The organism is Streptomyces reniochalinae (assembly GCF_003323735.1).
In the GTDB taxonomy this organism is placed as follows: Bacteria; Actinomycetota; Actinomycetes; order Streptomycetales; family Streptomycetaceae; genus Streptomyces; species Streptomyces reniochalinae.
Map to the genome: position 1 here is coordinate 142,949 of NZ_QOIM01000026.1, position 22,819 is coordinate 165,767.

At 70.4% G+C, this 22,819-nt stretch carries 26 protein-coding genes and 1 pseudogene; 15 read left to right on the top strand and 12 right to left on the bottom strand.

Annotated elements, in window-relative coordinates; translation table 11 throughout:
* Window positions 1-127: 127 nt before the first annotated feature.
* Window positions 128-889 carry a hypothetical protein gene (locus DQ392_RS08355; RefSeq protein ID WP_147266499.1) on the bottom strand — a complete coding sequence of 254 codons (762 nt, stop codon included), beginning with the start codon at window positions 887-889 and terminating at the stop codon, window positions 128-130.
* Window positions 890-1,005: 116 nt separating this feature from the next.
* Here DQ392_RS08355 and DQ392_RS08360 point away from each other — a divergent pair, with 116 nt between their 5' ends.
* Window positions 1,006-4,074 carry a glycoside hydrolase family 2 TIM barrel-domain containing protein gene (locus DQ392_RS08360; protein WP_114014879.1) on the top strand — a complete coding sequence of 1,023 codons (3,069 nt, stop codon included), beginning with the start codon at window positions 1,006-1,008 and terminating at the stop codon, window positions 4,072-4,074.
* A gap of 21 nt (window positions 4,075-4,095) precedes the next feature.
* Here DQ392_RS08360 and DQ392_RS08365 read toward each other — a convergent pair whose 3' ends face one another.
* The 3 genes from DQ392_RS08365 to DQ392_RS08375 all read right to left on the bottom strand — a co-directional run bounded on the left by DQ392_RS08365 (window position 4,096) and on the right by DQ392_RS08375 (window position 6,153).
* Complete coding sequence (locus DQ392_RS08365; protein ID WP_114014880.1) at window positions 4,096-4,908, bottom strand: SAM-dependent methyltransferase; 813 nt, start codon at window positions 4,906-4,908, stop codon at window positions 4,096-4,098.
* Window positions 4,909-5,040: 132 nt separating this feature from the next.
* Complete coding sequence (locus DQ392_RS08370) at window positions 5,041-5,277, bottom strand: DUF397 domain-containing protein (RefSeq protein ID WP_114014881.1); 237 nt, start codon at window positions 5,275-5,277, stop codon at window positions 5,041-5,043.
* A gap of 3 nt (window positions 5,278-5,280) precedes the next feature.
* Window positions 5,281-6,153, bottom strand: coding sequence for a helix-turn-helix domain-containing protein (locus DQ392_RS08375; RefSeq protein ID WP_114014882.1), 873 nt, complete (start codon window positions 6,151-6,153; stop codon window positions 5,281-5,283).
* A 185-nt stretch (window positions 6,154-6,338) separates the two neighbouring features.
* Here DQ392_RS08375 and DQ392_RS08380 point away from each other — a divergent pair, with 185 nt between their 5' ends.
* The 5 genes from DQ392_RS08380 (at window position 6,339) to DQ392_RS08400 (ending at window position 10,608) form a co-directional block, all read left to right on the top strand.
* Window positions 6,339-6,788 (top strand): ATP-binding protein, encoded by a 450-nt coding sequence (locus DQ392_RS08380; RefSeq protein ID WP_245981265.1) that lies wholly within the window; start codon window positions 6,339-6,341, stop codon window positions 6,786-6,788.
* A gap of 180 nt (window positions 6,789-6,968) precedes the next feature.
* A complete protein-coding gene (locus DQ392_RS08385; RefSeq protein ID WP_114014884.1) occupies window positions 6,969-7,760 on the top strand; it encodes a basic amino acid ABC transporter substrate-binding protein in 792 nt (263 codons plus the stop codon).
* The gene (locus DQ392_RS08390) at window positions 7,757-8,536 is read left to right on the top strand and encodes an amino acid ABC transporter permease (protein WP_114014885.1); all 780 of its coding nucleotides are present in this window, start codon (window positions 7,757-7,759) and stop codon (window positions 8,534-8,536) included. Before DQ392_RS08385 ends, DQ392_RS08390 begins: the two co-directional genes overlap by 4 nt.
* Window positions 8,537-8,541: 5 nt before the next feature.
* Window positions 8,542-9,414 (top strand): amino acid ABC transporter ATP-binding protein, encoded by an 873-nt coding sequence (locus tag DQ392_RS08395; RefSeq protein ID WP_114014886.1) that lies wholly within the window; start codon window positions 8,542-8,544, stop codon window positions 9,412-9,414.
* A gap of 153 nt (window positions 9,415-9,567) precedes the next feature.
* Window positions 9,568-10,608 (top strand): sigma-70 family RNA polymerase sigma factor, encoded by a 1,041-nt coding sequence (locus DQ392_RS08400; RefSeq protein ID WP_114014887.1) that lies wholly within the window; start codon window positions 9,568-9,570, stop codon window positions 10,606-10,608.
* Between the two features lie 234 nt (window positions 10,609-10,842).
* Here DQ392_RS08400 and xylA read toward each other — a convergent pair whose 3' ends face one another.
* Complete coding sequence (xylA, locus tag DQ392_RS08405) at window positions 10,843-12,009, bottom strand: xylose isomerase (RefSeq protein WP_114014888.1); 1,167 nt, start codon at window positions 12,007-12,009, stop codon at window positions 10,843-10,845.
* Window positions 12,010-12,223: 214 nt separating this feature from the next.
* Here xylA and xylB point away from each other — a divergent pair, with 214 nt between their 5' ends.
* The 7 genes and pseudogenes from xylB to DQ392_RS08435 all read left to right on the top strand — a co-directional run bounded on the left by xylB (window position 12,224) and on the right by DQ392_RS08435 (window position 18,768).
* On the top strand, window positions 12,224-13,666 hold the full coding sequence (gene xylB / locus DQ392_RS08410; RefSeq protein ID WP_114014889.1) for a xylulokinase: 1,443 nt from the start codon (window positions 12,224-12,226) through the stop codon (window positions 13,664-13,666).
* A 117-nt stretch (window positions 13,667-13,783) separates the two neighbouring features.
* Window positions 13,784-15,022 carry an ROK family transcriptional regulator gene (locus DQ392_RS08415; protein WP_114014890.1) on the top strand — a complete coding sequence of 413 codons (1,239 nt, stop codon included), beginning with the start codon at window positions 13,784-13,786 and terminating at the stop codon, window positions 15,020-15,022.
* A 243-nt stretch (window positions 15,023-15,265) separates the two neighbouring features.
* Window positions 15,266-15,913: an N-acetylmuramoyl-L-alanine amidase gene (locus tag DQ392_RS08420; protein WP_114014891.1), complete on the top strand. Its 648-nt coding sequence runs from the start codon at window positions 15,266-15,268 to the stop codon at window positions 15,911-15,913.
* A 1,407-nt stretch (window positions 15,914-17,320) separates the two neighbouring features.
* A pseudogene (locus DQ392_RS34350) lies at window positions 17,321-17,470 on the top strand (bestrophin-like domain); the annotation flags it as partial.
* A gap of 549 nt (window positions 17,471-18,019) precedes the next feature.
* Window positions 18,020-18,301 carry a GntR family transcriptional regulator gene (locus tag DQ392_RS08430; protein ID WP_114014893.1) on the top strand — a complete coding sequence of 94 codons (282 nt, stop codon included), beginning with the start codon at window positions 18,020-18,022 and terminating at the stop codon, window positions 18,299-18,301.
* Window positions 18,302-18,310: 9 nt separating this feature from the next.
* Entirely contained in the window at window positions 18,311-18,487 is a 177-nt protein-coding gene (locus DQ392_RS34355; RefSeq protein WP_181856330.1) for a hypothetical protein, read from the top strand.
* A 35-nt stretch (window positions 18,488-18,522) separates the two neighbouring features.
* On the top strand, window positions 18,523-18,768 hold the full coding sequence (locus DQ392_RS08435) for a hypothetical protein (RefSeq protein WP_114014894.1): 246 nt from the start codon (window positions 18,523-18,525) through the stop codon (window positions 18,766-18,768).
* Here the strand turns inward: DQ392_RS08435 and DQ392_RS34020 are convergent.
* From DQ392_RS34020 to DQ392_RS08450, 4 genes are all read right to left on the bottom strand, one after another.
* Entirely contained in the window at window positions 18,765-19,073 is a 309-nt protein-coding gene (locus DQ392_RS34020; protein WP_147266500.1) for a hypothetical protein, read from the bottom strand. The two genes, DQ392_RS08435 and DQ392_RS34020, sit on opposite strands and share 4 nt — an antisense overlap.
* Entirely contained in the window at window positions 19,070-19,486 is a 417-nt protein-coding gene (locus tag DQ392_RS08440) for a DUF6221 family protein (RefSeq protein ID WP_114014895.1), read from the bottom strand. Before DQ392_RS08440 ends, DQ392_RS34020 begins: the two co-directional genes overlap by 4 nt.
* Window positions 19,483-19,695, bottom strand: coding sequence for a hypothetical protein (locus DQ392_RS08445; RefSeq protein ID WP_114014896.1), 213 nt, complete (start codon window positions 19,693-19,695; stop codon window positions 19,483-19,485). Before DQ392_RS08445 ends, DQ392_RS08440 begins: the two co-directional genes overlap by 4 nt.
* Before the next feature lie 117 nt (window positions 19,696-19,812).
* Window positions 19,813-20,541 carry a zinc metalloprotease gene (locus tag DQ392_RS08450; protein ID WP_245981266.1) on the bottom strand — a complete coding sequence of 243 codons (729 nt, stop codon included), beginning with the start codon at window positions 20,539-20,541 and terminating at the stop codon, window positions 19,813-19,815.
* A gap of 155 nt (window positions 20,542-20,696) precedes the next feature.
* Here DQ392_RS08450 and DQ392_RS08455 point away from each other — a divergent pair, with 155 nt between their 5' ends.
* Window positions 20,697-20,915 (top strand): hypothetical protein, encoded by a 219-nt coding sequence (locus DQ392_RS08455; protein ID WP_114014897.1) that lies wholly within the window; start codon window positions 20,697-20,699, stop codon window positions 20,913-20,915.
* Window positions 20,916-20,919: 4 nt separating this feature from the next.
* Entirely contained in the window at window positions 20,920-21,132 is a 213-nt protein-coding gene (locus DQ392_RS08460; protein WP_114014898.1) for a hypothetical protein, read from the top strand.
* Window positions 21,133-21,251: 119 nt separating this feature from the next.
* Here DQ392_RS08460 and DQ392_RS35785 read toward each other — a convergent pair whose 3' ends face one another.
* Genes DQ392_RS35785 through DQ392_RS08470 form a run of 3 tightly spaced genes read right to left on the bottom strand, consistent with a single transcriptional unit; the run spans window position 21,252 to window position 22,697 of the window.
* The gene (locus DQ392_RS35785; protein ID WP_281272962.1) at window positions 21,252-21,383 is read right to left on the bottom strand and encodes a hypothetical protein; all 132 of its coding nucleotides are present in this window, start codon (window positions 21,381-21,383) and stop codon (window positions 21,252-21,254) included.
* The gene (locus DQ392_RS08465) at window positions 21,364-22,425 is read right to left on the bottom strand and encodes a tyrosine-type recombinase/integrase (RefSeq protein ID WP_114014899.1); all 1,062 of its coding nucleotides are present in this window, start codon (window positions 22,423-22,425) and stop codon (window positions 21,364-21,366) included. The genes DQ392_RS35785 and DQ392_RS08465 overlap by 20 nt, the downstream gene beginning before the upstream one ends.
* Entirely contained in the window at window positions 22,422-22,697 is a 276-nt protein-coding gene (locus tag DQ392_RS08470; protein ID WP_114014900.1) for a hypothetical protein, read from the bottom strand. The genes DQ392_RS08465 and DQ392_RS08470 overlap by 4 nt, the downstream gene beginning before the upstream one ends.
* Between the last annotated feature and the right edge of the window lie 122 nt (window positions 22,698-22,819).

Sequence of the window (22,819 nt, forward strand, 5' to 3'; positions counted from 1 at the left end):
AAGGAACAGCTGTCACATCAGACGCAGCGGTTTTACCCAGCGTTCGACGCGTCCATGCCACGTATGGGTCCCCAACTACTGTGCACAGCAGATGCGTTGGTGCGCGAGGAGAGGCGCCGCAGCCGTTTCACGCCAGTGGCTTGTCGAGCTTGTGGTCCTTGCCCGCCGTCAGACTGCATGTCACGTAGTCGAATCCCTTGCCCACGTTCTCCGCCTTCGGATACGAGATGAGCGTGCCGCCCACGGTGCCGCTCGGCTGCTCGGCCGCCTTGTCCCGCAAGGAGGAACGGCAGAGCGAGTCGGCTTTCTGCCGCACCGCGCCATCGGTGCCGTAGTCACCGGTGATCTTCTTGCGACTGACGACCTCCGCGTCGTGCGGGCTGTCGCAGTCCCTGGTCTCGACTGCTCCCTCACGCTCCTCGGAGCGGTCGTAGCAGTCACCTTCCTGAAGCAGGAAGGACGGCAGCGGCACGTCGCCGGCCCCTTCGTCCGGCCCCTCGGACGGGTCGTCCTCTTCGCCCGGGTCCGGGAAGTCGGTGGCATCGCCGTCGTCGTCCGGACTCTCGGTCGGCTCCCGCGTCTCCTGCTCCGAGGGCGAGGACGACTGCGAGGCGGAGGGTTTGCCGTCGGCCGCCTCGCCCTCGTCCGAGTCGCCGCCCGTCAGGTAGACGACGGAAGCCGTGATGAGCGCGAGCGCGACGGCGGCCACCGCGACGATCGCGGCGACGGCTCGCCCCCTGTTGCGCCCCGGAGGTGGAGGCGGCGGCCAGCCGCCGGGGGCGGGCGGGCCGAAACCACCGGAACCGGGCGGCCCGAAGCCGGACGGCGGCTGCGCGGGAGGCGGCGGGCCGCCAGACGGCGGCTGACTCGGTGGTGGCGGCATCGTCATGGCACGCACTCTGTCATGTCGCCCTCACTCTGCGCGATCTGATGACCCGACAGGCATGCCACGAGGGTGCCGGGTGGGAGAGAAAGGGAAGGGTCCATCAGCAACCGAGGAGACGCATGAGCACTTCCTGGTCGTCCGGTCCGCGCGGTTCGTCCGTCCCTCCGCCCGTGCCCTACTACGAAGACGTCTCCCCTTCGACCGGGTGTCTGCCCCCGCGCGCGTGGGTGGCGGATTCCACCGCGCGCCAGATGACGCTGACGGGAGGGAAGTGGAGGTTCCGCCTCTCCCCCACCGCCGCGCAGCACAGCGAGGCCTTCGCCGCCCCCGACTTCGACGACACCGCTTGGAGCGAGCTGCCCGTCCCCTCCCACTGGGTGCTGCAAGGACACGGCTCACCGGCGTACACGAACGTGCGCTACCCCTTCCCCGTCGACCCGCCGCACGTACCCGACGAAAACCCCACAGGAGACCACCGCCACCTCTTCGACCTGCCGGACGCATGGCCGCTGCCGTCCCGCCACACCGACGAGCCGGACGACACAGGGGAGACAGCCGCACACGGTGCCGGAGAGACCCTGTTGCGTTTCGAGGGCGTCGAATCGTGTGCACGGGTGTGGCTGAACGGGCACGAACTCGGCAGCTTCCAGGGCTCACGGCTGCCACACGAGTTCGCCGTCGGGCATGTATTGCGGCCCCGGAACAACCTCCTGGCCGTACGGGTGCACCAGTGGTCAGCGGGTAGCTACCTGGAGGACCAGGACATGTGGTGGCTGCCCGGTATCTTCCGCGACGTGAGCCTGGTGCACCGGCCGGCCGGCGGCCTGGTGGACCACGCCGTGCACGCGGACTACGACCACACCACGGGCCGCGGCACCCTGCGCGTGATCTCCGATCCTCCCGGGAGGGTCACCGTTCCGGAGCTCGGCCTGGACCTGCCCTCGGGCCGGAACGGAAGCGCGCAGGTCGAGCCGTGGACGGCGGAGACACCGCGCCTCTACGACGCAGAGCTCGCCGTCGGCGAGGAGCGGATCGCCCTGCGGATCGGTTTTCGCACCGTGGCCGTCGAGGACGGGCTCTTCAAGGTCAACGGCCGCAGAATCCTGCTGCGCGGCGTCAACCGGCACGAGTTCCACCCCAGGACCGGCCGTGCCCTCGGCCTGGAGACGGCGCGGCGCGATCTGGAGCTGATGAAACAGCACAACATCAACGCCGTCCGTACCAGCCACTACCCTCCGCACCCCGCTTTCCTCGACCTGTGCGACGAGCTGGGCATGTGGGTGGTGGACGAGTGCGACCTGGAGACGCACGGTTTCCTCGCCCTTCGGGACGTACGCAACCCGGTGGACGACGAACGCTGGACCCCCGCTCTGCTCGACAGGGCGGCCAGGATGGTGGAACGGGACAAGAACCACCCCTCCGTGGTCGTCTGGTCCCTGGGCAACGAGTGCGCCGGCGGCTCCGGGCTGACGGCGATGGCCCGCTGGATCCGGCAGCGGGATCCCTCCCGTCCCCTGCACTACGAGGGCGACCACACCTACCCCGACAGCGACTTCCACTCCCGGATGTACGCTTCCCACGCGGAGGTCGAACGCGCCGGACGGGGCGAGACACCGTCCACGGGCTCAGCGCGGCAGGACGCACGTCGTCACGCTCTTCCCTTCATCCTGTGCGAGTACGCGCACGCCATGGGGAACGGGCCGGGCGGACTGAGCGAGTACCAGCGTCTCTTCGAGACCTACGAACGCTGTCAGGGCGGCTTCGTGTGGGAGTGGATCGACCACGGAATCGCCCATCGCACCGCCGACGGCCGCTCCCGCTTCGCGTACGGAGGCGACTTCGGCGAGGAGGTACACGACGGCAACTTCGTCTGCGACGGCCTGGTCTTCCCCGACCGGACGCCGTCGCCGGGGCTGGCCGAGTACAAGAAGGTCATCGAACCCGTGCGGATCCGCGCCGGATCGGCACCAGGAAGCGTGCTGATCACGAACCTGTACGACTTCGCGGACCTCGCCCACCTCGCTTTCGCGTGGAGCTACGAGATCGAGGGGGAGCAGATCAGCGGGGGCATGCTGCCGCAGCCCGCAACACAGATTCTGCCCGCCAGCTCGGCGGAACTCCCCCTTCCTTCCGCCCCGGAGACCGGACGGACCGGGGAGGCCTGGTGGACCGTACGCGCCGTTCTGGCCCACGAGACCACCTGGGCGCCACGCGGCCACCCCGTGGCCTGGGGACAGCTGCCCGCCGCCGCGCCGCGCGGGGCCACGTCCGGCGACGTCCCCTCCGTACCCGCGGTGCCCCGCAGGCTGGAAGAGTCCGCGGACCCACCCGCGCAGACGTCCTCTGCCGGACGCATCCGGCAGGGACCGGGGGTCTTCGCCTCCGACAGCGGCGCCCTGCTGCGCTTGGCCGGCATCCCGCTGACCGGCCCGCGACTGGACGTGTGGCGGGCGACCACGGACAACGACGACGGGGCCGACTTCCAGACGGACGCCCGCGTGGGGCCCCTGTGGCGCCGCCACGGCCTGCACCGCATGCGGCACCGCACGGAGGCCGTGGAGCTCACTTCTGACGCGCTCGTCGTCCGTTCCCGGATCGCCCCCGCTGCCTCCTCGCTGGGCCTGCGCACCGTCTACCGCTGGACGGGCACGCTCGACCGGCTACGGCTCACCGTGACGGTCACGCCGGAGGGCACATGGGACTGCCCGCTGCCCCGGCTGGGCGTACGCCTCGGGCTTCCGGCCGCCTACGGCTGCGCGACCTGGTTCGGTGGCGGGCCTGGCGAGGGCTATCCGGACACGTCGGCCGCCGCCCGGATCGGCCGCTGGAGCAGCACCGTGGACGGCCTGCACACTCCCTACGTACGCCCGCAGGAGAACGGTGCGCGTCCGTACGTCCGCTGGGCCGAGCTCCGGCGCGGCCCGTCGGGAGGAGGTCTGCGCGTCGAGGCGGACGGCGGTACGTGCTGGTTCACGGCGCGCCGCTGGACGAGCGAACACCTCGACGCCGCACAGCACACGACGGACCTGGTCCCCGGACAGACCGTGTGGGTCAACCTCGACCACGCGATGCACGGCATCGGGTCGCAGTCGTGCGGGCCGGGAGTGCTCCCTGAGCATCAGTTGGCGGTGGCGCCCGCGCGGTTCTCCTTCACCTTCCGCGAGGTGACCGCGACGGGAGAGAGCTGACCTGAGCCGCCGCGCGGGCCGTCACTTGACGCCGACGCCCGCGTAGGCCATGTACCGGGGCAGCGCGTCGGCGCCCGGCAACGCACCGTCCGGGCGCCACAGCGGTACCTGTACCAGGCCGGGGTCGAGCAGCTCGAAGCCGGCGAAGAAGGGCAGCACTTCCTCGTAACTGCGGATGCGGGCGCTGACCGTCGACTCTCTGTTGTACACGCCGGTGGCCTTGTTGACGGCCGAGCCGCCGCCGAAGTCCGGGGAGCCGTGGCTCAGGATCAGACAGCTGCCGGCGGGCAGCGACGCGGTCAGCGACGCGACGATGCCGGCGGGGTTCTCGTCGTCCCTGAGGAAGTGCAGGACGGCGAGGAGCATCAGCGCGACCGGCTGGTCGAAGTCGATGAGCTGCCGGGTGACGGGGTGGTCCAGGATGCCCTGGGGGTCGCGGATGTCCGCCAGGACGAAACCGGCGTCTCCGGAGTGCGTCAGTTTCGCGTCGGCATAGGTGGCGACGATCGGGTCGTTGTCCGCGTAGACCACCCGCACGTCGGAACGGACGCCGCGGGCGACCTCATGGGTGTTGGGCGAGGTCGGGATGCCGGTGCCGATGTCGATGATCTGCCGGATGCCGTGCTCGGCCACGACGGTGCGGACAGCGCGGTGCATGAAGTCGCGGTTGCCCCGTGCGGTCTCCCGGATGCCGGGGAGGGCGTCCAGAACACGCCGGGCCGCGCGCTGGTCGGCCTCGTAGTTGTCCTTGCCGCCCAGGTAGTAGTCGTACATCCGGGCCGGATGCGGGGTGGTGGTGTCTATCAGCTCCGGGCTGAATCCGGCGTCGGACACGCTCTTCTCCGTCTCGTTCTGTTCTGTCGGCTGGTGCTTCGTCGCCGAGTGCCGACCTCGTCGCCGGCAAAGCTCCGCCCGGGCTCGTACCTCGTCCCCGTCGGTCTCGGCCCTTGCGCAAGTCCGGCGGGGTCAGGCCACCAGAAAGTCGGCTTCGCCCGCCTTCGCCGCCTGGATGAATCCCGAGATGTCACTGCGGCTGCAAATGAGCGCGGGGCCGTCGGGATCGGTGGACTGGCGCAGCGCCACCCGCCCGTCCGCGAGCTCCAGCGCCTCCACGCAGCTGCCTCCGTTCCCTCCGCTCCAGGGCTTGCGCCAGCCCTCGCTGCCGAGGTGCGCCGCGGGCATCCCGTTGTAGATACGACCCATGGTTCAGATCTCCTTGCGCAAGGCACTCAGGACCGCCCGGGTCCGCGCCACCGGCACGGCCTGGGCACTCATCCGGTCCACCGCCTCGAGGAACATGCTGACGTCGTCCCGCTGGTCGAAGTAGACCGCGCCTACCAGGCTCTCGGCACACACCATGTCGGGCAGCTCGTCGAGGGGGAACCGGAAAAGGTGGAAAGGGCCGTACATGGCCGGATGCGGTCCCGCGCTGAAGGGCATGATCTGCAGCGCGACGTTCGGCCTCTCGATGGCCCTCAGAAGGTGGTCGATCTGCTCGCGCATCACCTCGGGCCCGCCGAGGTGGCGCCGCAGGACCGTCTCGTCGATCACGCTCCACAGCAGCGGCGGGTCCGTCTCGCGGGTCAGAACCGTCTGGCGCTCCATGCGCAGCGCCACGCCGCGCTTGATCTCTCCCTCCGGAGCGTGCGGCATACCCGCGCGCAGGACGGCTCTGGCGTAGCTCTCGGTCTGCAGGAGGCCGGGTACGTAGTGCGGTTCGTAGGAGCGGATGACCTCGGACTCGCTCTCCAGGCTCACGAAGACGCTGAACCACTCGGGCAGCACATCGCGGTAGCGGTGCCACCAACCGGGCTGGTTGGCCTCCCGGGCGAGCGAGACGAAGCCGTCGATCTCCTCCTGCTCGGTCACCCCGTAGGTGCGCAGCAGTTTCTCCACGTAGGGGACTTTGAGACCGACCTCGGCCTTCTCCATCCGGCGGATGGTGGCGTGAGTGACGTCGAGGGCTCTTCCGGCCTGCTCGAAAGTCACTCCCGCGCGCTCCCGCAGATGCTGAAGCCTCTTGCCCAGCACCACACGCAGCACGGTGGGCGCTCCGCCGCCCGTCCGTGAATCCGCCACAGCCACTCTCCTCCAACCGACGTCGTCAACGCGAAGTTTGGCATGTGCCCGCCCGCGTGCACACCCTGTCAACCGCACTTCTGCAATTAACAGATTGATCCTTGCCATACGCGAGTGACGAACCGCATAGTGGAGCCGTGGCTGCCCCCCATGACGCCCTGCCCTTAAACCACCGACCGAACGGCTTGCCGACGACCCGTCCGCTGCGTGACGCGTTCCATCTGCCGGCGCGGGACACCTCCGTCGCCGTCGCCCGCACCCGCGTGCTGGAGAGACTCCGGGAGTGGTGCGTCGACGACGAGTCGAGTGCCGATGCCCAACTGCTGATGTCGGAGCTGTTCACCAACGCGGTGCGCCACACGGACAGCGAGAAGGTCAGCTGCGAGCTGTGGGTGATCGGCGTGCGCCTGCGCCTCGAGGTCACGGACGAGGGCGGAGCCGGCTCGGCGGCGCGCGTCGAGCGCGCCGTGATCCCCCGGCCGGGGGACGACGAGGGCGAGAGCGGAAGAGGCCTGCTGCTGGTGAGTGTGCTCGCCGACGACTGGGGAATACGCAAGGCCCAGGCGGGCGGCTCCGACCTGGTGACCGGGCACGCGGTGTGGGCCGAGCTGGAATGCCACAGGACGCAGGGCTGAGCCCACGGCACCCGGACGCTTCCCGGCTCGGCACGTTTCCGCACCGCACGCACCGCTGACACAGCCCGTGAGCGATGGCAGGATGCACGGCACTTACCGGCCATGATCGGGCTCTATTGCCGACCTGTCCCTCGTGGAGGCGCTGTGTCCGCACGATCCGCGCGTAAGCAACGGAACGGGATGTCCCGGATATCCCTGACAGCGGCACTGACAGCCGCCGTGCTCGCGGCGGTCACCGCCTGCACCAGCACGAAGACCACCGCGGGCGACGGGGACGAGGTGGAGCTCGTCCACTCGGGCAAGCTCACCACGTGCACGCACCTGCCCTATATGCCCTTCCAGTACAAGAAGGGCAAGGAAGTCGTCGGGTTCGACGTCGACCTGGTCGATCTGATCGCCGAGGATCTCGACGTCGAGCAGGAGATCGTGGACACCCCCTTCGAGGGCATCCAGACCGGCGAGGACCTGAACGCGAGAAAGTGCGACCTGGCGGCGGCCGGCATGACCATCACGTCCGTCCGCGAGAAGAACCTCGACTTCTCCCGTCCCTACTTCGAGGCCACACAGGCCCTGTTGGTCAAGAAGGGCGCCACATACGACTCCCTGGCCGGCCTCAAGGGCAAGAAGCTGGGCGTCCAGCAGTCCACCACGGGTGAGGAGTACGCCAAGAAGCACGCCGACGGCGCCAAGACGGTCCAGTTCGAGGACCTCGGCCTGCTCCTGACCGCCGTCAAGACGGGCAAGGTCGACGCCGGCATCAACGACAACGGCGTGCTCTACGACTACGCGAAGAAGAACCCTGACACCGAGGTCACCACCGAGTTCGACACCGGCGAGCAGTACGGCATCGGCGTGCGCACCGGCAACGACGCGCTGCGCGAGCAGATCGACAAGACGCTCAAGAAGGCCGAGTCGGACGGGCGCTACGACAAGCTCTACAAGAAGTGGTTCGGCAAGGAGCCCGCCAAGTGAGCCGCCGCAACCGCACCCGCGCGATCCGCACCGCCCAGTACGGCGTACTCGTCCTCGTCGTCCTGATCGTGGCGTTCGCGGCCGACTGGGGCGAGTTGCGCCGCGCCTTCTTCGACGTCGAGGTCGCCAAGAAGCAGTTCCCCGACGTGGTGACGACCGCCCTGGTCAACACGGTCGTCTACACGGTGCTCGGCTTCGGCTTCGGGCTGGCGCTCGGGCTGCTGCTGGCGCTCATGCGGCTGTCGCGGGTACTGCCGTACCGCTGGCTGGCGGTCGCCTACATCGAGTTCTTCCGGGGCGTGCCGGCGCTGCTGGTGTTCATCGCGCTGGGGTTCGGTGTGCCGCTGGCGTTCGAGGTGTCCATCAACCAGTACGTGACGGTGATGCTCGCCCTCGGGCTGGTGGGTGCCGCCTACATGGCGGAGACGATCAGGGCGGGCATCAGGGCGGTCCCCAGGGGGCAGACCGAGGCGGCACGCTCCCTGGGCATGTCACCGGCGCGTGCCATGGTCTCCATCGTCATCCCGCAGGCCTTCCGCATCGTGCTGCCGCCGCTGGCCAACGAGCTGATCCTCCTCACCAAGGACTCCTCCCTGGTCTACCTGCTGGGGCTGTCGATGGACCAGTACGAGCTGGCCAAGTTCGGGCGGGACGCGCTCAACCAGAACCGCAGTCTCACACCGATCCTCATAGCGGGACTGTTCTACCTGGCCATCACGCTGCCCCTGGGCCACCTGGTGCGGCGCCTGGAGGCCCGTACGGCGAGAGCGAGGTGACCGGTATGACCGGGGCGGGCGGAATGGTCCAGGACGGCGCGGCGGCCATCGAGGTCAAGGCGCTGCACAAGAGCTTCGGTGCGCTGGAAGTGCTGCGGGGCATCGACATCACCGTGCGGCGCGGTGAGGTGGTCTGCGTCATCGGGCCGTCGGGGTCGGGCAAGTCGACCCTGCTGCGCTGTGTGAACCTCCTGGAGGAGCCCACCTCGGGGACGGTGCGGGTGGCGGGCGTGGAGGTCACCGACCCGGATGTCGACATCGACCGGGTACGGCGCCGCATCGGCATGGTCTTCCAGGCGTTCAACCTCTTCCCCCACCTGTCGGCGCTGGGCAACCTGACGATCGCCCAGCGGCGCGTGCTGGGCCGGTCCAGGCCGGAGGCCGAGGAGGTCGCCCGGCGCAACCTGCGCCGCGTCGGGCTGGCCGAGAAGGAGGACAGCTACCCGGCGCGGCTCTCGGGTGGCCAGCAGCAGCGGGTGGCCATAGCCCGCGCGCTGTCCATGGGGCCTGAGCTGATGCTGTTCGACGAGCCCACCTCCGCTCTGGACCCCGAACTGGTCGGAGACGTGCTGGCGGTGATGCGCGGACTGGCCGACGAGGGCATGACGATGCTGGTCGTCACGCACGAGATGAGCTTCGCCCGTGAGGTCGCCGACCGGGTGATCTTCATGGACGGCGGTGCCGTCGTCGAGGAGGGGCCACCGGAGCAGGTGGTGACCGATCCGCGGCACGCGCGCACCCGCGCCTTCCTCGCCCGGGTGCTCGACCCCGCCGCCGCGGACGTGCTCGAGCACGAGTCGCCCCCCTCCCCGCAGCAGCCGTCGACGCCCACGAACCGGCAGAGAGAGCCGAAGGACGGTCCCCGCGAACCCTTCTGACGTGAAAGAGCCCTGCCGCCGTCGCGGGGAACGCCTCCGTCCGCCGCACGGGGGAGGGCCGGCTGTCAGACCCTCCCTCTACATTCGTAAGCACACCGACTTCGCGTGTTCACCGGGCCCTCGGGCGACCGGAGCGGACGAAAGGCATGGAAGATGGCAGACAGCCCCCGCACAGCGGATGCTCCAGCGGACCGCCCGCTCGGCAGCGCCGAAGAACTGCTGGAACAGGCGAAGCCGTACCGCACCGAGCTGCTGGCCCACTGCTACCGCATGCTGGGCTCGGTGCACGACGCCGAGGATCTGGTGCAGGACACCTACCTGCGTGCCTGGCGGGCAGGCGACCGCTTCGAGGGAAGGTCCTCACTGCGCACCTGGCTCTACCGCATCGCCACCAACGCCTGCCTGACGGCGATCGAGCAGCGGGGACGCCGCCCGATGCCCTCCGGTCTCGGCGCGCCCACCGGCGATCCGGAACGGCCGGTGACCGAGGCCCCGGAAGTGCCCTGGCTCGAGCCGGTCCCGGACGCGATGTTCACCGGCTCCTCGCACCCCACGGACCCCGCCTCTGTCGTGGTGCACCGCTCTTCCATGCGGTTGGCGCTGGTGGCAGCGCTCCAGCACCTCCCCGCCAGGCAGCGCGCCGTCCTCCTGTTGCGGGACGTCCTCAAGTGGCGGGCCGCCGAGGTCGCCGAGCTGCTCGACACCACGACGGCGAGCGTGAACAGCGCGCTACAGCGGGCCCGCGCCCACCTGGAGCAGGCCGCGCCCGTCGAGGAGGAGCTGTCCGAGCCCACGGACCCGGCCTCGCGTGAGCTTCTGGACCGCTACGCGGCGGCGTTCGAGCGCTCCGACGTGACCGCCATCGTCGATCTTTTCAAGGAAGACGCCGTCTGGGAGATGCCGCCCTTCGCGCAGTGGTTCCGCGGCAGGGAGAACATCGTCCGGCTCATCGGCGCCCAGTGCCCGATCCCACGCGACGCCGGCCTCATGCTGCCGACCAAGGCAAACGGCCAGCCCGCTTTCGGCCTCTACAGCCTGCACGAGGACGGGGTCTACCGGCCGTTCCACCTCCAGGTGCTCACCCTGCGGGACGGGCAGGTCGCCCATGTGGGTGCGTTCTTCGGCGACGGACTCTTCCCGGTCTTCGGCCTGCCGGACACCGTGACCCCGCAGGAGGCCGCCGCCCGGCGCTGAGAAGCCGGGCCGAGCCGCCCGGGCCGAAGCGTCCGAGCCGAGAACGGGCGGTTCCCGGCGTGACCGAGGACGGACCGCTCCCTGCGAGACCGAGAACGGGCGGCTCCGGCCGGGAGAGGGCCTCCTCAGCTCCGGACAAGCGGTCCCTGCGCCCGAACGAGCGGTTCCTCGGTCCCGGGCACGCGGCTCTCCACCGGACAGGGCGGCGCTGCGCCAAAAAAGAGAGGCGGGGATTCAGACGCCCAGCAGATGATCCATCGCGAGTTGGTCGAGGTGTTCGAAGGCCATGCCGCGGCCTGCCGCCGCTGTCACGTCGAAGTCCTCGAAGGCGGTGCGGTCGGCCAGCAGCGCGCCGGCCGTCTCGCCCGGTTCGAGCGTGGGCCGGGACAACTCGTCCAGCCTGGAGTGGCGCAGCGCCTCCTGCACCGCGGGGTCGGCACGGAAGGCCGCGGCACGCTCGCGCAGGATGAGGTAGTTGCGCATGCAGCCGGCGGCCGAGGCCCACACTCCGGCGGTGTCCTCGGTGCGCGGCGGCTTGAAGTCGAAGTGCCGCGGTCCTTCGTATCCGCCGCGCTCCAGCAGGTCCACGAGCCAGAAGGCGGCGCGCAGATCGCCGGCGCCGAAGCGCAGGTCCTGGTCGTACTTGATGCCGGACTGGCCGTTGAGGTCGAGGTGGAAGAGCTTGCCCGCCCACATGGCCTGCGCGATGGCGTGCGGGTAGTTGAGCCCGGCCATCTGTTCGTGTCCGACCTCCGGGTTGACGCCGAACAGCTCGGGACGCTCCAGCCGTTCGAGGAAGGCGAGCGCGTGGCCGACCGTGGGCAGCAGGATGTCACCGCGCGGCTCGTTGGGCTTCGGCTCGATCGCGAAGCGGAGACCGTAGCCCTGCTCGGTGACGTACTGGGCCAGCAGGTCGAAGGCTTCCTTCATCCGGTCGAGGGCGGCCCTGATGTCCTTGGCGGCTCCCGACTCGGCACCCTCCCTGCCGCCCCAGGCGACGTAGGTGCTCGCGCCGAGCTCCGCGGCCAGGTCGATGTTGCGCATGGTCTTGCGCAGGGCGTAGCGCCGCACATCGCGGTCGTTGGCGGTGAAGGCACCGTCCTTGAAGACCGGGTGGGTGAACAGGTTGGTCGTCGCCATGGGCACGGTCATGCCCGTTGTCTCGAGCGCCTGCCGGAACCGCTTGATGTGCGCGTCACGTTCGGCCCGGGTCGCCTCGAAGGGGATGAGGTCGTCGTCGTGGAAGGTGACGCCGTAGGCGCCGAGTTCGGCGAGTCGGTTCACGGCCTCGACGGGGTCGAGCGGCGCACGGGTGGCGTCACCGAAAGGGTCGCGTCCCTGCCAGCCCACCGTCCACAGGCCGAAGCTGAACTTGTCCTCGGGTACGGGCTCGTAGCTCATCTGCTGTCCTCTCCCACGCCTTGTCAGGCCCTTGCGCACCGCGTGTCCGTCCGCTGTCCGTCCGCGGCGCGCCCGCCCGGCGGGAGCGGCGTTCCGCGACGGCCGTAACGAGGGGGTGACGGGCCTGAGCACTGCCGCGCACGGCTATTCGTCATGGCTGCTGACAAATTAGTATGCGCACAGCACCGGCAGCGAGGGAAGGGATCGGCAGCCCATGGCCGCACCGGAAGGGCCGCTCGTCATCGGGGTCGACAGCTCGACCCAGTCCACCAAGGTCCTCGTCGTGGACGCCCCCACCGGCGAGGTCGTCGCCCGGGGTCAGGCGCCGCACACGGTCTCTCCCGGCGACCGCCGGGAATCGGACCCCGAGGAATGGTGGCAGGCGCTGAGCACCGCGGTGGCGCGGTGCGGAAGGGTCGCAGGGGAGGCCGCCGCCGTCTCGGTCGCGGGACAGCAGCACGGCCTGGTGACCCTGGATGCCGACGGGCGCCCGGTACGCCCGGCCCTGCTGTGGAACGACGTACGCTCCGCGCCGCAGCGCGACCGTCTGGTGGCCGGCCTCGGGGGCCCGCGGGCCTGGGCCGGGCGGGTCGGCAGCGTGCCGGCCCCGGCCTTCACCGTCACCAAGTGGGCCTGGCTGCGCGAGAACGAGCCCGAGGCGGCGCGGGAGACAGCGGCCGTACGGCTGCCGCACGACTTCCTCACCGAACGGCTGACGGGGCAGGCGGGCACGGACCGGGGCGACGCATCGGGCACCGGCTGGTGGTCCTCACAAACCGGGTCGTACGACGAGGAAATCCTGAGCCTGGCCGCGCTGGACCCCGCTCTCCTGCCGCCCGTTCACCGAGCGGGCGAGGCCGCGGGCACGGTGGCCAAGACGGACGGCGGTTTCCTCACGCCCGGCACCCTGGTGGCCACCGGCACCGGCGACAACATGGCCGCCGCACTCGGCCTCGGGCTGCTGCCCGGACAGCCGGTGCTCAGCCTGGGCACCTCGGGCACCGTCTACGCCGTGTCCGAGCGCCGTCCCGCCGACCCCAGCGGCACAGTGGCCGGGTTCGCCGACGCGGGCAGCGGCTGGCTGCCACTGGCCTGCACCCTCAACTGCACCCTGGCCGTCGACCGGCTGGCCACGCTGCTCTCCCGCGACCGCGAGGACGTCGAAGCGGGCGGCCGCGTCACCGCGCTGCCCTTCCTCGACGGCGAGCGCACGCCCGACCTGCCGTACGCCACGGGGCTGCTGACCGGGCTTCAGCAGGCCACCACCGGCGGCCAGGTGCTCCAGGCCGCCTACGACGGCGCGGTCTTCGCACTGCTGCGCGCCCTCGGCCTCGTACTGGGCCAGGCGGGCGACGATGCGGATGACGCGCCCCTGCTGCTGATCGGCGGCGGCGCCAAAGGGATCGCCTGGCGCGAGACGGTACGGCGGCTGTCCGGGCGAGCGGTCCAGGTGCCCCGGGCGGAAGAGCTGGTGGCGCTGGGTGCGGCGGCGCAGGCCGCGGGGTTGCTGCTGGGAGAGGACCCGGCCGCGGTCGCCCGCCGCTGGAACACCGCCGACGGCCCTGCGTACGAGCCGGTCGAGCGGGACGAGGCCGCGCTCACCCGGCTGTCCGAGACGCTCGAAGGCGCCAGGACGCTGCTCGACATGCGGCACTGAGATCCACCGCCCACACCACCCGCACCGAAAGCACCATCCACACCGAACGCACCGCCCGCACCCACTGCGACGACGGCAACAGGGAGTCCTGTCGGCCGGAAGGAGTCTTCGGCCCCGATGACAGGTCATGGCGCCAGTCCGCAGCGGGAGATGCGCCGGCGCAACCTGTCGCGTGTGCTGCACGCGGTGGCCGAGCAGGGACCGTGCTCGCGGGCGGCTGTGGCGGCGCGGTTGGGACTCACCCGCACGGCGGTCTCCACGCTCGTCGAGGAGCTGCTGCGCGGCGGTCTGCTGACCGAACAGGGCACCACTCCGCCCGGCGGGGCGGGCGGAGGTCCAGGACGTCCCGGCACCGCCCTCGCGCTGACCGACGCAGGCCCGTGCGGGCTGGGTGCGGAGATCGGCGTCGACCACCTCGCCGTCTGCGCGGTCGATCCGCGCGGACAGGTGCGCACCCGGGCCCGTCTGGAGTCCGACGGCCGGGGCAGCGCTCCGGAGCTGGTCCTCACCCGCCTGCGTACGCTGGTGGACGAGGTGGCCCAGCAGGCCCGGGGGCTGGGGCTCCGCCCCGTCCGCCTCGCGGTGGCCGTCCCCGGACTGGTCGCGCGAGGGACCACCACCGTGGTGCGCGCGCCGAACCTCGGCTGGTCCGACACCGACATCGCGAGCGCCCTCGCCGACCCTGGAGAACGCGGCACCATCGAGACACCCCCTCTCGTCGAGGCGCTGCCTCTCCTCGTGGACAACGAGGCCAACCTCGGCGCCCTCGCCGAACTCTGGCTGGGCAGCGGCCGGGTCCCCCGCGACTTCGTGCACGTCTCGGCCGAGGTGGGCATCGGGGCAGCCGTCGTGCTCTCGGGCGAACTCCTGCGCGGCGCACGAGGATTCGCCGGGGAGCTGGGACACGTTCCCGTGCGCCCGGACGGGCCCCGCTGTGGCTGCGGTGGCAGGGGCTGCCTGGAACAGTACGCGGGGGAGGTCGCGCTCCTGCGCGCGGCGGGCCTGCGCACCGACGGCGCTCGCGACGACGCTCTCACGGCTCTGGCGGAGCGGGCGGGCGCGGGCGACACACGCGCCCGTGACGCGCTGGAGGAGGCCGGGACGGCTCTGGGCGTCGCGCTCGCCGGGACGGTCAACCTGCTCGACCCCCGTGCCGTGGTGCTCGGCGGCGCTCTGGCCCGGTTCGCGACCTGGCTCCTGCCCGCGCTGGAGCGGGAGTTGCGGGAGCGTACGGCCGCGCCCGGTGTTCCGCCTGCGCTGGTGATCTCCGGTCTCGGCGCGGAGGGGCCGCTCCTGGGGGCCGCCCATGCCGCCGTCCGCGTGGTGCTGGACGATCCGCTGTCCTACCTGGGCTGAGCGGGGGAATAATGCCCGCACGAAGAGCACCCGTACGTCCGGGACGGTTCGGTCGCTGACTCGCGGCATCCGCAACGGTCCGCTTGGCGCTCGCGCGCCGTCCAGAGGTCAGTCCAATGGCACAGTTGTGCGGCTCTTGGCAGCCTTCCCGGCGGCTGCCATCATCAACGCGCGTCAACTCCTCACGCGCGTGCACCCATTGCTTCTCACCCCCTCCCCCTCTTCCCCCCACTGGGAGACACGATGGACTCAGCACACCACCACACCTCCATGCCGGCCCGCCGCACCTCCCGGCGCACGCTGCTGCGCGGCGGGACCGGTCTCGCTCTCGCCGCGGGCCTCACCGGCGCCTCGCTGCTGACCGGCGGCGCCGCGGTGGCACGCTCCAGAGCATCGGCCGGCGTCGACTATCCCGAAGCGGAGTGGATCCCCGCCTCCTCGTCCAACTACACGGTGGCCGACCGGCCGGCGGAGTACCCGGTCGAGTTCGTGGTCATCCACGTCACCCAGGAGTACTACGACGACGCGCTCGCCATCTTCCAGAACCCGGACAAGGCCGTCTCCCCGCACTACTTGACCCGCTCGGCTGACGGCCATGTCGCCCAGGTCGTACGGGAGAAGAACGTGGCCTGGCACGCGGGCAACTGGGACTACAACACCCGCAGCATCGGCATCGAACACGAGGGCTGGATCGACGCCCCGGGCACCTGGTTCACGGACGCCCTGTACGAGGCGTCGGCCGCGCTGACCGCCGACATCTGCCGTCGCCACGGCATCCCGGTGGACCGCCGGAACATCATCGGCCACGACGAGGTGCCGGGAGCCGACCACACCGACCCCGGGCCGTACTGGGACTGGGCGCGGTACATGGAGCTCGTCAAGGCGCAGTGACCGCCACCGGTCACGGCCGGACCCTTCCCGTCCCGCTCCGGCATCCCTCGTCGGCTCGGGACGGGAAGGGTCGCCCCGGTAAGCACACCGGCAGGTGACCGGCGCCGGGTGGGGACGGTGGCGTACCGCCGCCCGGTCACGATCCGCCACGGCGCGGCACGACCCGCCGCCACCACGTCTGGCTCCACACACATGAGCCACGGACGCCCGCGCCGGACGCCCCTCAACCCCCCGCGTGAGCACGCCAGTTCGGGGGCACAGAGCCCGCTGCGTGCAGGCATTTCAGTCCATCGTGTGACTACCGGCAAGAAGCCTTCTGCGCGCCCCCTCACGCCCCTCATGCTCGGCGTGTGCAGCAACGGGACAGCGAGCGGGCCGACGGCCACACACGACGAAGGACACTGACGACGGCGCTCGTTGTCTGCGCCGCGCTCGGTACGGCAGGAGGGGCCTCGGCGCTCGGTGCGTCCTCCCTCACGCCCCGACACGCTCCGAACAATTCCTCCATGGCCCCTGCGGCCGCCGTATCCCCCGCCGGCACCGGCCCAGACGGCGCGGTGACCACGCCGCCGGTCCCACCACACCCGTCGCCGGTCTCGCCGTCTCCGCCGCCGACTCCGGGTGCCTCCACCGCCCGCCCCGACGCGACGGTGGGGGCCACGCAGTCGTTCGGCGCCACGGCAGGTCCGCGGCCTGACGATGGCTCGCGTCTCACCGTCCACACCGACGACTCGCGGGTGACCGCGACATCCGGGCGGCCGCACGGCTGTCCGGGGGCCTCCCTGACCATCCAGACCGCGCAAGGCACCGTGCACCTCTCGTCCGGCCGTCGGCCCTGCCACTCGGAACCGCCCACGCCGAGCCCCACACCGACACCCACTCCCACGCCGCCGGAGCCGACGCCGAGTCCCCCCGCACCCACTCCACCGTCCTCACCCCCCGCCAGCCCGGCGCCTCCGCCTCCGAAACCTCCGGCCACGGCTCCCTCCGGACCGGCGGCGCCCGTCGGACATACACAGGCTCCGCCCCGGCCGCCCGAGCGGCCCTCCCCGACGCGCCCGGACGACCCCACGCCCGCGTCGCCCCAGCCGTCGCCCTCCCGCAGCCTTGCCGCGGCCCCGCGCCACCTCTCCCCCGACCGGCGACAGCCCGACGGCTCCATGTCGATGGTCACCCGCGCCTTGCTGGTCATCGCGCCGGCCGTGCTCGCGGCAGCCGCCCTGCGCCCCCGTACGCACAGCGCCCGGCAGGCGGCCTCCGGGGCGTCCGGCGGCGGCTGATCCCTCCGCCTCCCTTCCCCCGGTCCGCGCACGCGCACCGACACGCACCGCCGAGCACGCTTCCGATCCCGCCGCCACGAGCTCCACCCCCACGCACGTATGTCTGCCCGCGCACCTGGAGGCCCTGTTGTCCGACTGGCTCGTTCTGGTTCTCGGCCTGCTCGCCGCATGTCTGGTGGTCGCCGCGGTCTTCCTCGTCAGACGCCGGCGCCCCAGCGGCGAGCAGGATCCGACCGAGACGCCGGACGTCATCGAATACATGACCATGATGATCGGTTCGACTGCTGCGTAGCTCCTGGTGGGGGAAGCAACAGGTCAGGTCAGGACACATCTCCTGGTATTTTAGTGCAGTTCGGTGCAGGCATAGGTACTAGAAGGGAGTAGGAGGCGTCGTCCGTCTCCCATTCATCTCCCATTTCCCACTCAACGCAGACGGCCGACCACTCGGGTCGCCTACTTGGGAGGTAGGACTGGCGCCCGAGGGTCGGCCGTCTGCTGATCTTGAGGGTAGACCTGGCGCTCACGGATATCGATCACTCGTTCGAGTGATGAGAGTGCCGTGGCCCTCCCGCAAAAGGGGGTGCAGGGAGGGCCACGGCAGCGCGAGGGGCGGATGACTCGCCCAAGACACGGCCGGAGCGCGGTCAACTGGGGGAACAGGCTCGACGGTTACGGCTGCCGCGGTAACCAGATGCCAGTCATGAGTCCCCCTTCGCCGCACCACTGCGGCATCCATTCGAGGGTAGCTGCCTCATAGAGCTCTATACAGCTCTGTGCAGCTACCCGTAGGTTTGTGCAGCTCAGGGGCGCTCTACCGTGTGACACTATGGGAGATGATCATGGTGGGTGGGTGGACCCCGGCCTGCCGGTCTACGTGTACGTCCAGGTCGCTGACGACATCGCGCGCCGTATCGATGCCGGGCAGCTGCGGCCCGGAGCGCGCCTCCCAGGCGAGCGAGACCTCGCAGAGGAGTACGGCATCGCTTACGGCACCGCCCGCCGCGTCGTGCAGGAGCTCCGCGACCGCGGGCTGGCCATAACGCTCCCCGGCAAGGGCACCTACATCCAGGCCCCCGAGCCCGGGCTGGCTGACAGTGGCGGCGCCTAGACTCGCTGCATGACCACTTCGGGGGCGTGTTGCGGCCGGTGCGTGAGTGCGGTGGCTGCGAATGCGGCGATCCGCCGGCTGGTGGCTGGTCGGGCGGTGTGGACGCCGGAGGCGCTGGCGGAGTTGGATCGGCTGCGGGCGGTGTGGCGGGCTGCTGTGGCGCGGGAGCTGACGACCGCGGCGTGACGGGGGTTGTCGTCCGGCAACCGTAGGATCAGGGTATGGCGAACGTGATCGACCCCGAGACGCATGCTGATCTGATCGAGCTCCAGCTGGCGGTGTTCGCCGCGGATCGGGAGTTGTCCGCCTACACCGGGGATGACGCGGAGCCGCTACGGGAGGCCATGCGGCAGGCCGCCGCGAAGAAGAACCAGGCCCTCGAGGACTCCGGGCTCGTCGGGGAGCACGGCTGGTACACCGCCGAACAAGATCTCAAGCGGGCCGCACGAGCAGCCGAGGCAGGCTAGGGTTGATTGCCTCGCATGCCTCGCCGAAGACCCTGCCGGTAGGGCGAGGTGTTGATATCCGGCGCCACTGGCATCCCGGCGCGACCCTGGCGTAGCCGTCGGACGTAAGCGGTCATGCCCAGCGCTTCCGCTTCGTCCGGGTCTGTGATCTGTTTGCCGGGTGACAGGATAGCCGGAACCGAATCATCGATCGGCCTCCGTCGGACTTCCCCGCCGCTGGCGTGACGGCCCATGGCGCGGCTGGCCAGGTAGCCCGCGAGTGTCGCACCGACACCGATGCCCGCCAACAGCCAGTAGATATTCACGGCTTCCACTCCTCGCGGTACTCCGGGTGGTCGGCGTGGGGCAGGGCGAGCAGACGCAGCGTCTCGCACCAGCCGTCTCGGTCGGAGTACTCCTCGGAGTGTCCGCACTCGCCGCATCCGTCCCCGTGGTCGTTGCCGTCCTCGTCCTGCCAGCCGCCCACGACATGGTGTAGCTCGATGATCCGCCGCTTGGCGTCGACCTCGGCGAGGACCCGGGCCGGGTCGTGGCGGGCGATGTGGGCGGCGACAGTGCGGTCTCCGGCGTAGAACTCGTCCTCGCCGGTGCCCACGGTCGCGGAGGCGGGCAGGGACCAGTCCGCACGGTTGCCCGAGCCCTCCCACATAGTGGCCCGCGCTGCCTGCTCGTCTTCGTCGAGCCGTGCCCGCAGGAACGCCACCAGGTCGCCGGTCACGCGCTTGCCGCTCTCAGCCTCGACGACCTGAACGCGTCACTCAGCGAGTCGCCCTCCAGCACCACGGTCCCGTCCTCGTCCAGCACGTCAATCACGGACAGCGTGCTGGCGTCGGACCCCTCACGTAGGTAGTCCACGGCATCGTCCACCGTGTCGAATGGCAGGCGGTATTCCTCGAAGTTGCGCCAGAAGTGCGCGTAATAGGCCACCGGTCCTCCTCACGGTTTCGGCCCCGTCGCGCTGTCGACGGGGCCGTCCGTCCACATGCAGCCAGCATGATGGATTGGATACCGCCAGTGTGGCAGGTCGCGGTGACAGGCGGGCGGCTACGAGAGGCCCTGCGCGCGGGCGTTGGCGACGAGGGCTTTCAGCCCGTTCACGTCGTAGCCGACGAGCTTCCCGGCGTTGCTGGTGGAGTAGCCGCCGTTCGGGCTGCACATGATTGGCTTGTTGCCGTAGCTGGTGGCAACGCACTCGTAGGGCCCGGCTATGCCGTCGCCGTCGAGGTCGACGTTGGGGTGGTCGAGGCCGATGGCGTGCAGCACCTCGTGGACGATCGTGTTCTTCAGCTTGTAGTCCGGCATGTACCAGGTGCCGTCCCAGTACTCGGAGTCGTAGGCGACCATGCCGCCGCGGCTCATCCCCTGGTCGGGGAACGGGCAGGGCATGCCTTGTGACCAGCCGGGCGTGCCGAGGGGCCGGTGCAGCTCGGTGATCTGGATGTGGTCGGCGGGCCCGCATTTGGTGACGTCGACGGGTTCGACTCCCCCGACCTGGATGTGGATGCCGGCGTCCCGTATCTGCTTGATCGCTTCGGTGTAGTAGGGGGCGTAGCGGGCCTTCATGGCGGCCGTGTCGAACGTGATCGTGTACGTCTTCGTCGGGGACACGCTGGTGACGCCGAGGATGGTGGCGTGCTTCCAGCCGGTGCCCTGCGTGACGACCGTGCCGGTCTGGGTAGCTGCGGTGCGGGTGGTGGTGGCGCCTGCCTGGGAGCCGGTGAGGAGGATTCCGGCGGCGACGGTGGCGGTGATGACGCCCAAGGTTCTACCCAAGATGATCTCCTTATGTAGTTGTGGGGGGTCGCGCCCGTTGTGGCGCGCTATACGCGGATACATGGCAGACGACCGGACAGACCAGAAGGTTGCATGTTCAACCAAGATTCTTTGCCCGGGATGCGGGCCCGGTCGCTGTGCCGCAGGCTGGGGGCATGGCTGCCCCGGTGATCGTGTACCCGCCCGACCAGGACGGCGGCCGTCGCGTGCGCTGCTACGACCGCATCCTCGGCCGGGCCCACAGCCTCGAAGAACTCGCCGATCTCCTCGCCGACGCGGGCTGGACCAGAAGCAAGCTCGACCTCGACGGGCCGCTCGTCGAATGGCGCGGCGGCGGCCACGACGTGTGGCACCCCGACAACGCGGCCGGGTAGCGGCATGCCCCCGGTCGTCGTCCACGCACCCGACAGTCAGGGCGGCAGGCGCGTCGTCGCCCGCGGTCGGATCCTCGGCGTCGCCTACAACGTGATGGAGGTCCTCGACCTCCTCGAGGGCGTTGGCCTTGACCGGGCCGACGTGCGCCTCGACGACGTGGACCTCATCGACTGGCGCGGCGGCGGCTCCTACGAGTGGACACCCAGCAGCGGGTAGCCTCACACGGCGGTGCCCCCGCCACTACGACTGGCGGGGGCACCGTGCTGGGTGGGGAGTTAGAGCGGGCGGAAGTCGCGGGCGAAGTTCACGGACTCGTAGACCCGAGTATCCCCGCCTCACCGTGACTCGACCTTCACCGCCGCGATGGTCGCGGTTCTGTCGGGCGTTACCTCCAGCACCCGCACCTGGTCACCGCGGTCGTGCACGTTCACGTAGTACGCGCCGATCTCAATCTCTTCCGGTCGCACTTGGCGTCTCCTCTTCTTCGGTGTCGAGCCTGGCGGCGAGTTTCGCGGCGAGGCTGTAAGCGGGGTGGTCGTCGAGTTGGCGTCGGCGCCGGTTGTATCGCTGGGTGGTGCGCGGGTCGGAGTGGGAGACGGCGTCTTGGACGTCTTGGAGGGGGACTCCGTTGGCGAGGTTGTCGGTGATGAACTGGTGCCGCAGGGTGTGGGGTTTGATCGTGGCTGCCTGCGGGATTCCGGCGCGGCGGGCGAGGACTCGGAGGTGCTTCCACGCTTCGGGCTGCGTCCAGCGCCGCAGGCGTCCGGTGTCGGTGATGAAGAGCGGGCCGTCGGTGCGGTCGCCGAGGTAGCCGAGGAGCGCGTCGAGGGCGAGCGGGGGTACGGGTGCGGGGCGCTTCTTGCCGCCCTTCTGTGTGAGTGGCAGGGTGCGGTGCCCGTGGTTGTAGCCGAGCTGGTCGGCGTCCAGCGACAGGAGTTCGTCGACGCGGGCGCCGGTGAGGTAGAGGAGCGTGACGAGTGCGTAGGAGCGGGGTGCCCAGTCGCGGGCGGCCTCGATGAGCCGGGCGGTCTCTTCCTCCGTCATGCCTTCGGTCGGTGAGTAGTCGGGGTCGACGTAGGGGCGGAGGACGGCGGCGAACGGGTCGGAGTCGACGGCTTGGAGGCGGGCGGCGTAGGTGTAGAAGCTCCCGGCGGCGGCGAGAGCTTGGGCCTGTGTGGTCTCCGCCGGGGGCTTGCCGTTGCGGGTGGGGGTCTTGGCGAGGTGTTTGGCGTAGGCGTCGGCGAGGGGCAGCTTCGCCTGGAGCGGGTGGATACTCGCGCTGCGGGCGTATTCCTCCCACGACTTGAAGGTGCGGACGTAGGCCCGCCGGGTGTGGCGGGACTTCTGCCGTGCGATCCATCCTCCGGCGATGGTGGGCAGCGGGTCGGCGTCGCCGTAGAACTCGGCGAGGTGGTCGGCGAGGGCGCGGGCTTCGTCGGGCCAGTCGTCGCGGGGGTCGTGCCGGTCGGTCGACAGTTCCGCCGACGGGCGCGGAACGAGGGCGGTCACCGCTCACCGCCCAGACTCGGCCGAGTTCGCTCACGGTCTGCCAGTCGGTCCGCCTCGTCGAGTAGCACCCGCGCGGCCTCATGCTTGCCGTCGGCGGCATACACCTCAGCGCGTTCGCGGAGGATGTCCGCTGTCTCATGCAGCGCGGTGCTTGCTGCATAGGCCGCCGCCGCGTCGTAGTTGCGCTCTCCGGTCCATCCGAGGATCGGAGCGTGGAGGAGCGCGTCCCGCACCTGCTCGGTCACGTCGTAGTACACGGTCGGGTCTGCCACGGGCACTCCAGGTTGAGTGTTGGATAACTGTCATTATCAACCATCGTGTTGAGTCGTCGCCAGCACATCCGGGCATCTGTTACAGATCATCTTGGACTGATACTTAAGCCCGTTTGCGCGTC

Excerpts from the sequence above, each read along its gene's own strand:
- DQ392_RS08455 (WP_114014897.1), top strand. The coding sequence starts at position 20,697 with ATGGCTGCCCCGGTGATCGTGTACCCGCCCGACCAGGACGGCGGCCGT.
- DQ392_RS08395 (WP_114014886.1), top strand. The coding sequence starts at position 8,542 with ATGACCGGGGCGGGCGGAATGGTCCAGGACGGCGCGGCGGCCATCGAG.
- xylB (WP_114014889.1), top strand. The coding sequence starts at position 12,224 with ATGGCCGCACCGGAAGGGCCGCTCGTCATCGGGGTCGACAGCTCGACC.
- DQ392_RS08360 (WP_114014879.1), top strand. The coding sequence starts at position 1,006 with ATGAGCACTTCCTGGTCGTCCGGTCCGCGCGGTTCGTCCGTCCCTCCG.
- DQ392_RS08435 (WP_114014894.1), top strand. The coding sequence starts at position 18,523 with ATGGCGAACGTGATCGACCCCGAGACGCATGCTGATCTGATCGAGCTC.
- DQ392_RS08415 (WP_114014890.1), top strand. The coding sequence starts at position 13,784 with ATGACAGGTCATGGCGCCAGTCCGCAGCGGGAGATGCGCCGGCGCAAC.
- DQ392_RS08460 (WP_114014898.1), top strand. The coding sequence starts at position 20,920 with ATGCCCCCGGTCGTCGTCCACGCACCCGACAGTCAGGGCGGCAGGCGC.
- DQ392_RS08400 (WP_114014887.1), top strand. The coding sequence starts at position 9,568 with ATGGCAGACAGCCCCCGCACAGCGGATGCTCCAGCGGACCGCCCGCTC.
- DQ392_RS08370 (WP_114014881.1), bottom strand. The coding sequence starts at position 5,277 with ATGGGTCGTATCTACAACGGGATGCCCGCGGCGCACCTCGGCAGCGAG.
- DQ392_RS34355 (WP_181856330.1), top strand. The coding sequence starts at position 18,311 with ATGACCACTTCGGGGGCGTGTTGCGGCCGGTGCGTGAGTGCGGTGGCT.
- xylA (WP_114014888.1), bottom strand. The coding sequence starts at position 12,009 with ATGAGCTACGAGCCCGTACCCGAGGACAAGTTCAGCTTCGGCCTGTGG.
- DQ392_RS08430 (WP_114014893.1), top strand. The coding sequence starts at position 18,020 with ATGGGAGATGATCATGGTGGGTGGGTGGACCCCGGCCTGCCGGTCTAC.
- DQ392_RS08385 (WP_114014884.1), top strand. The coding sequence starts at position 6,969 with ATGTCCCGGATATCCCTGACAGCGGCACTGACAGCCGCCGTGCTCGCG.
- DQ392_RS08420 (WP_114014891.1), top strand. The coding sequence starts at position 15,266 with ATGGACTCAGCACACCACCACACCTCCATGCCGGCCCGCCGCACCTCC.
- DQ392_RS08355 (WP_147266499.1), bottom strand. The coding sequence starts at position 889 with ATGACGATGCCGCCACCACCGAGTCAGCCGCCGTCTGGCGGCCCGCCG.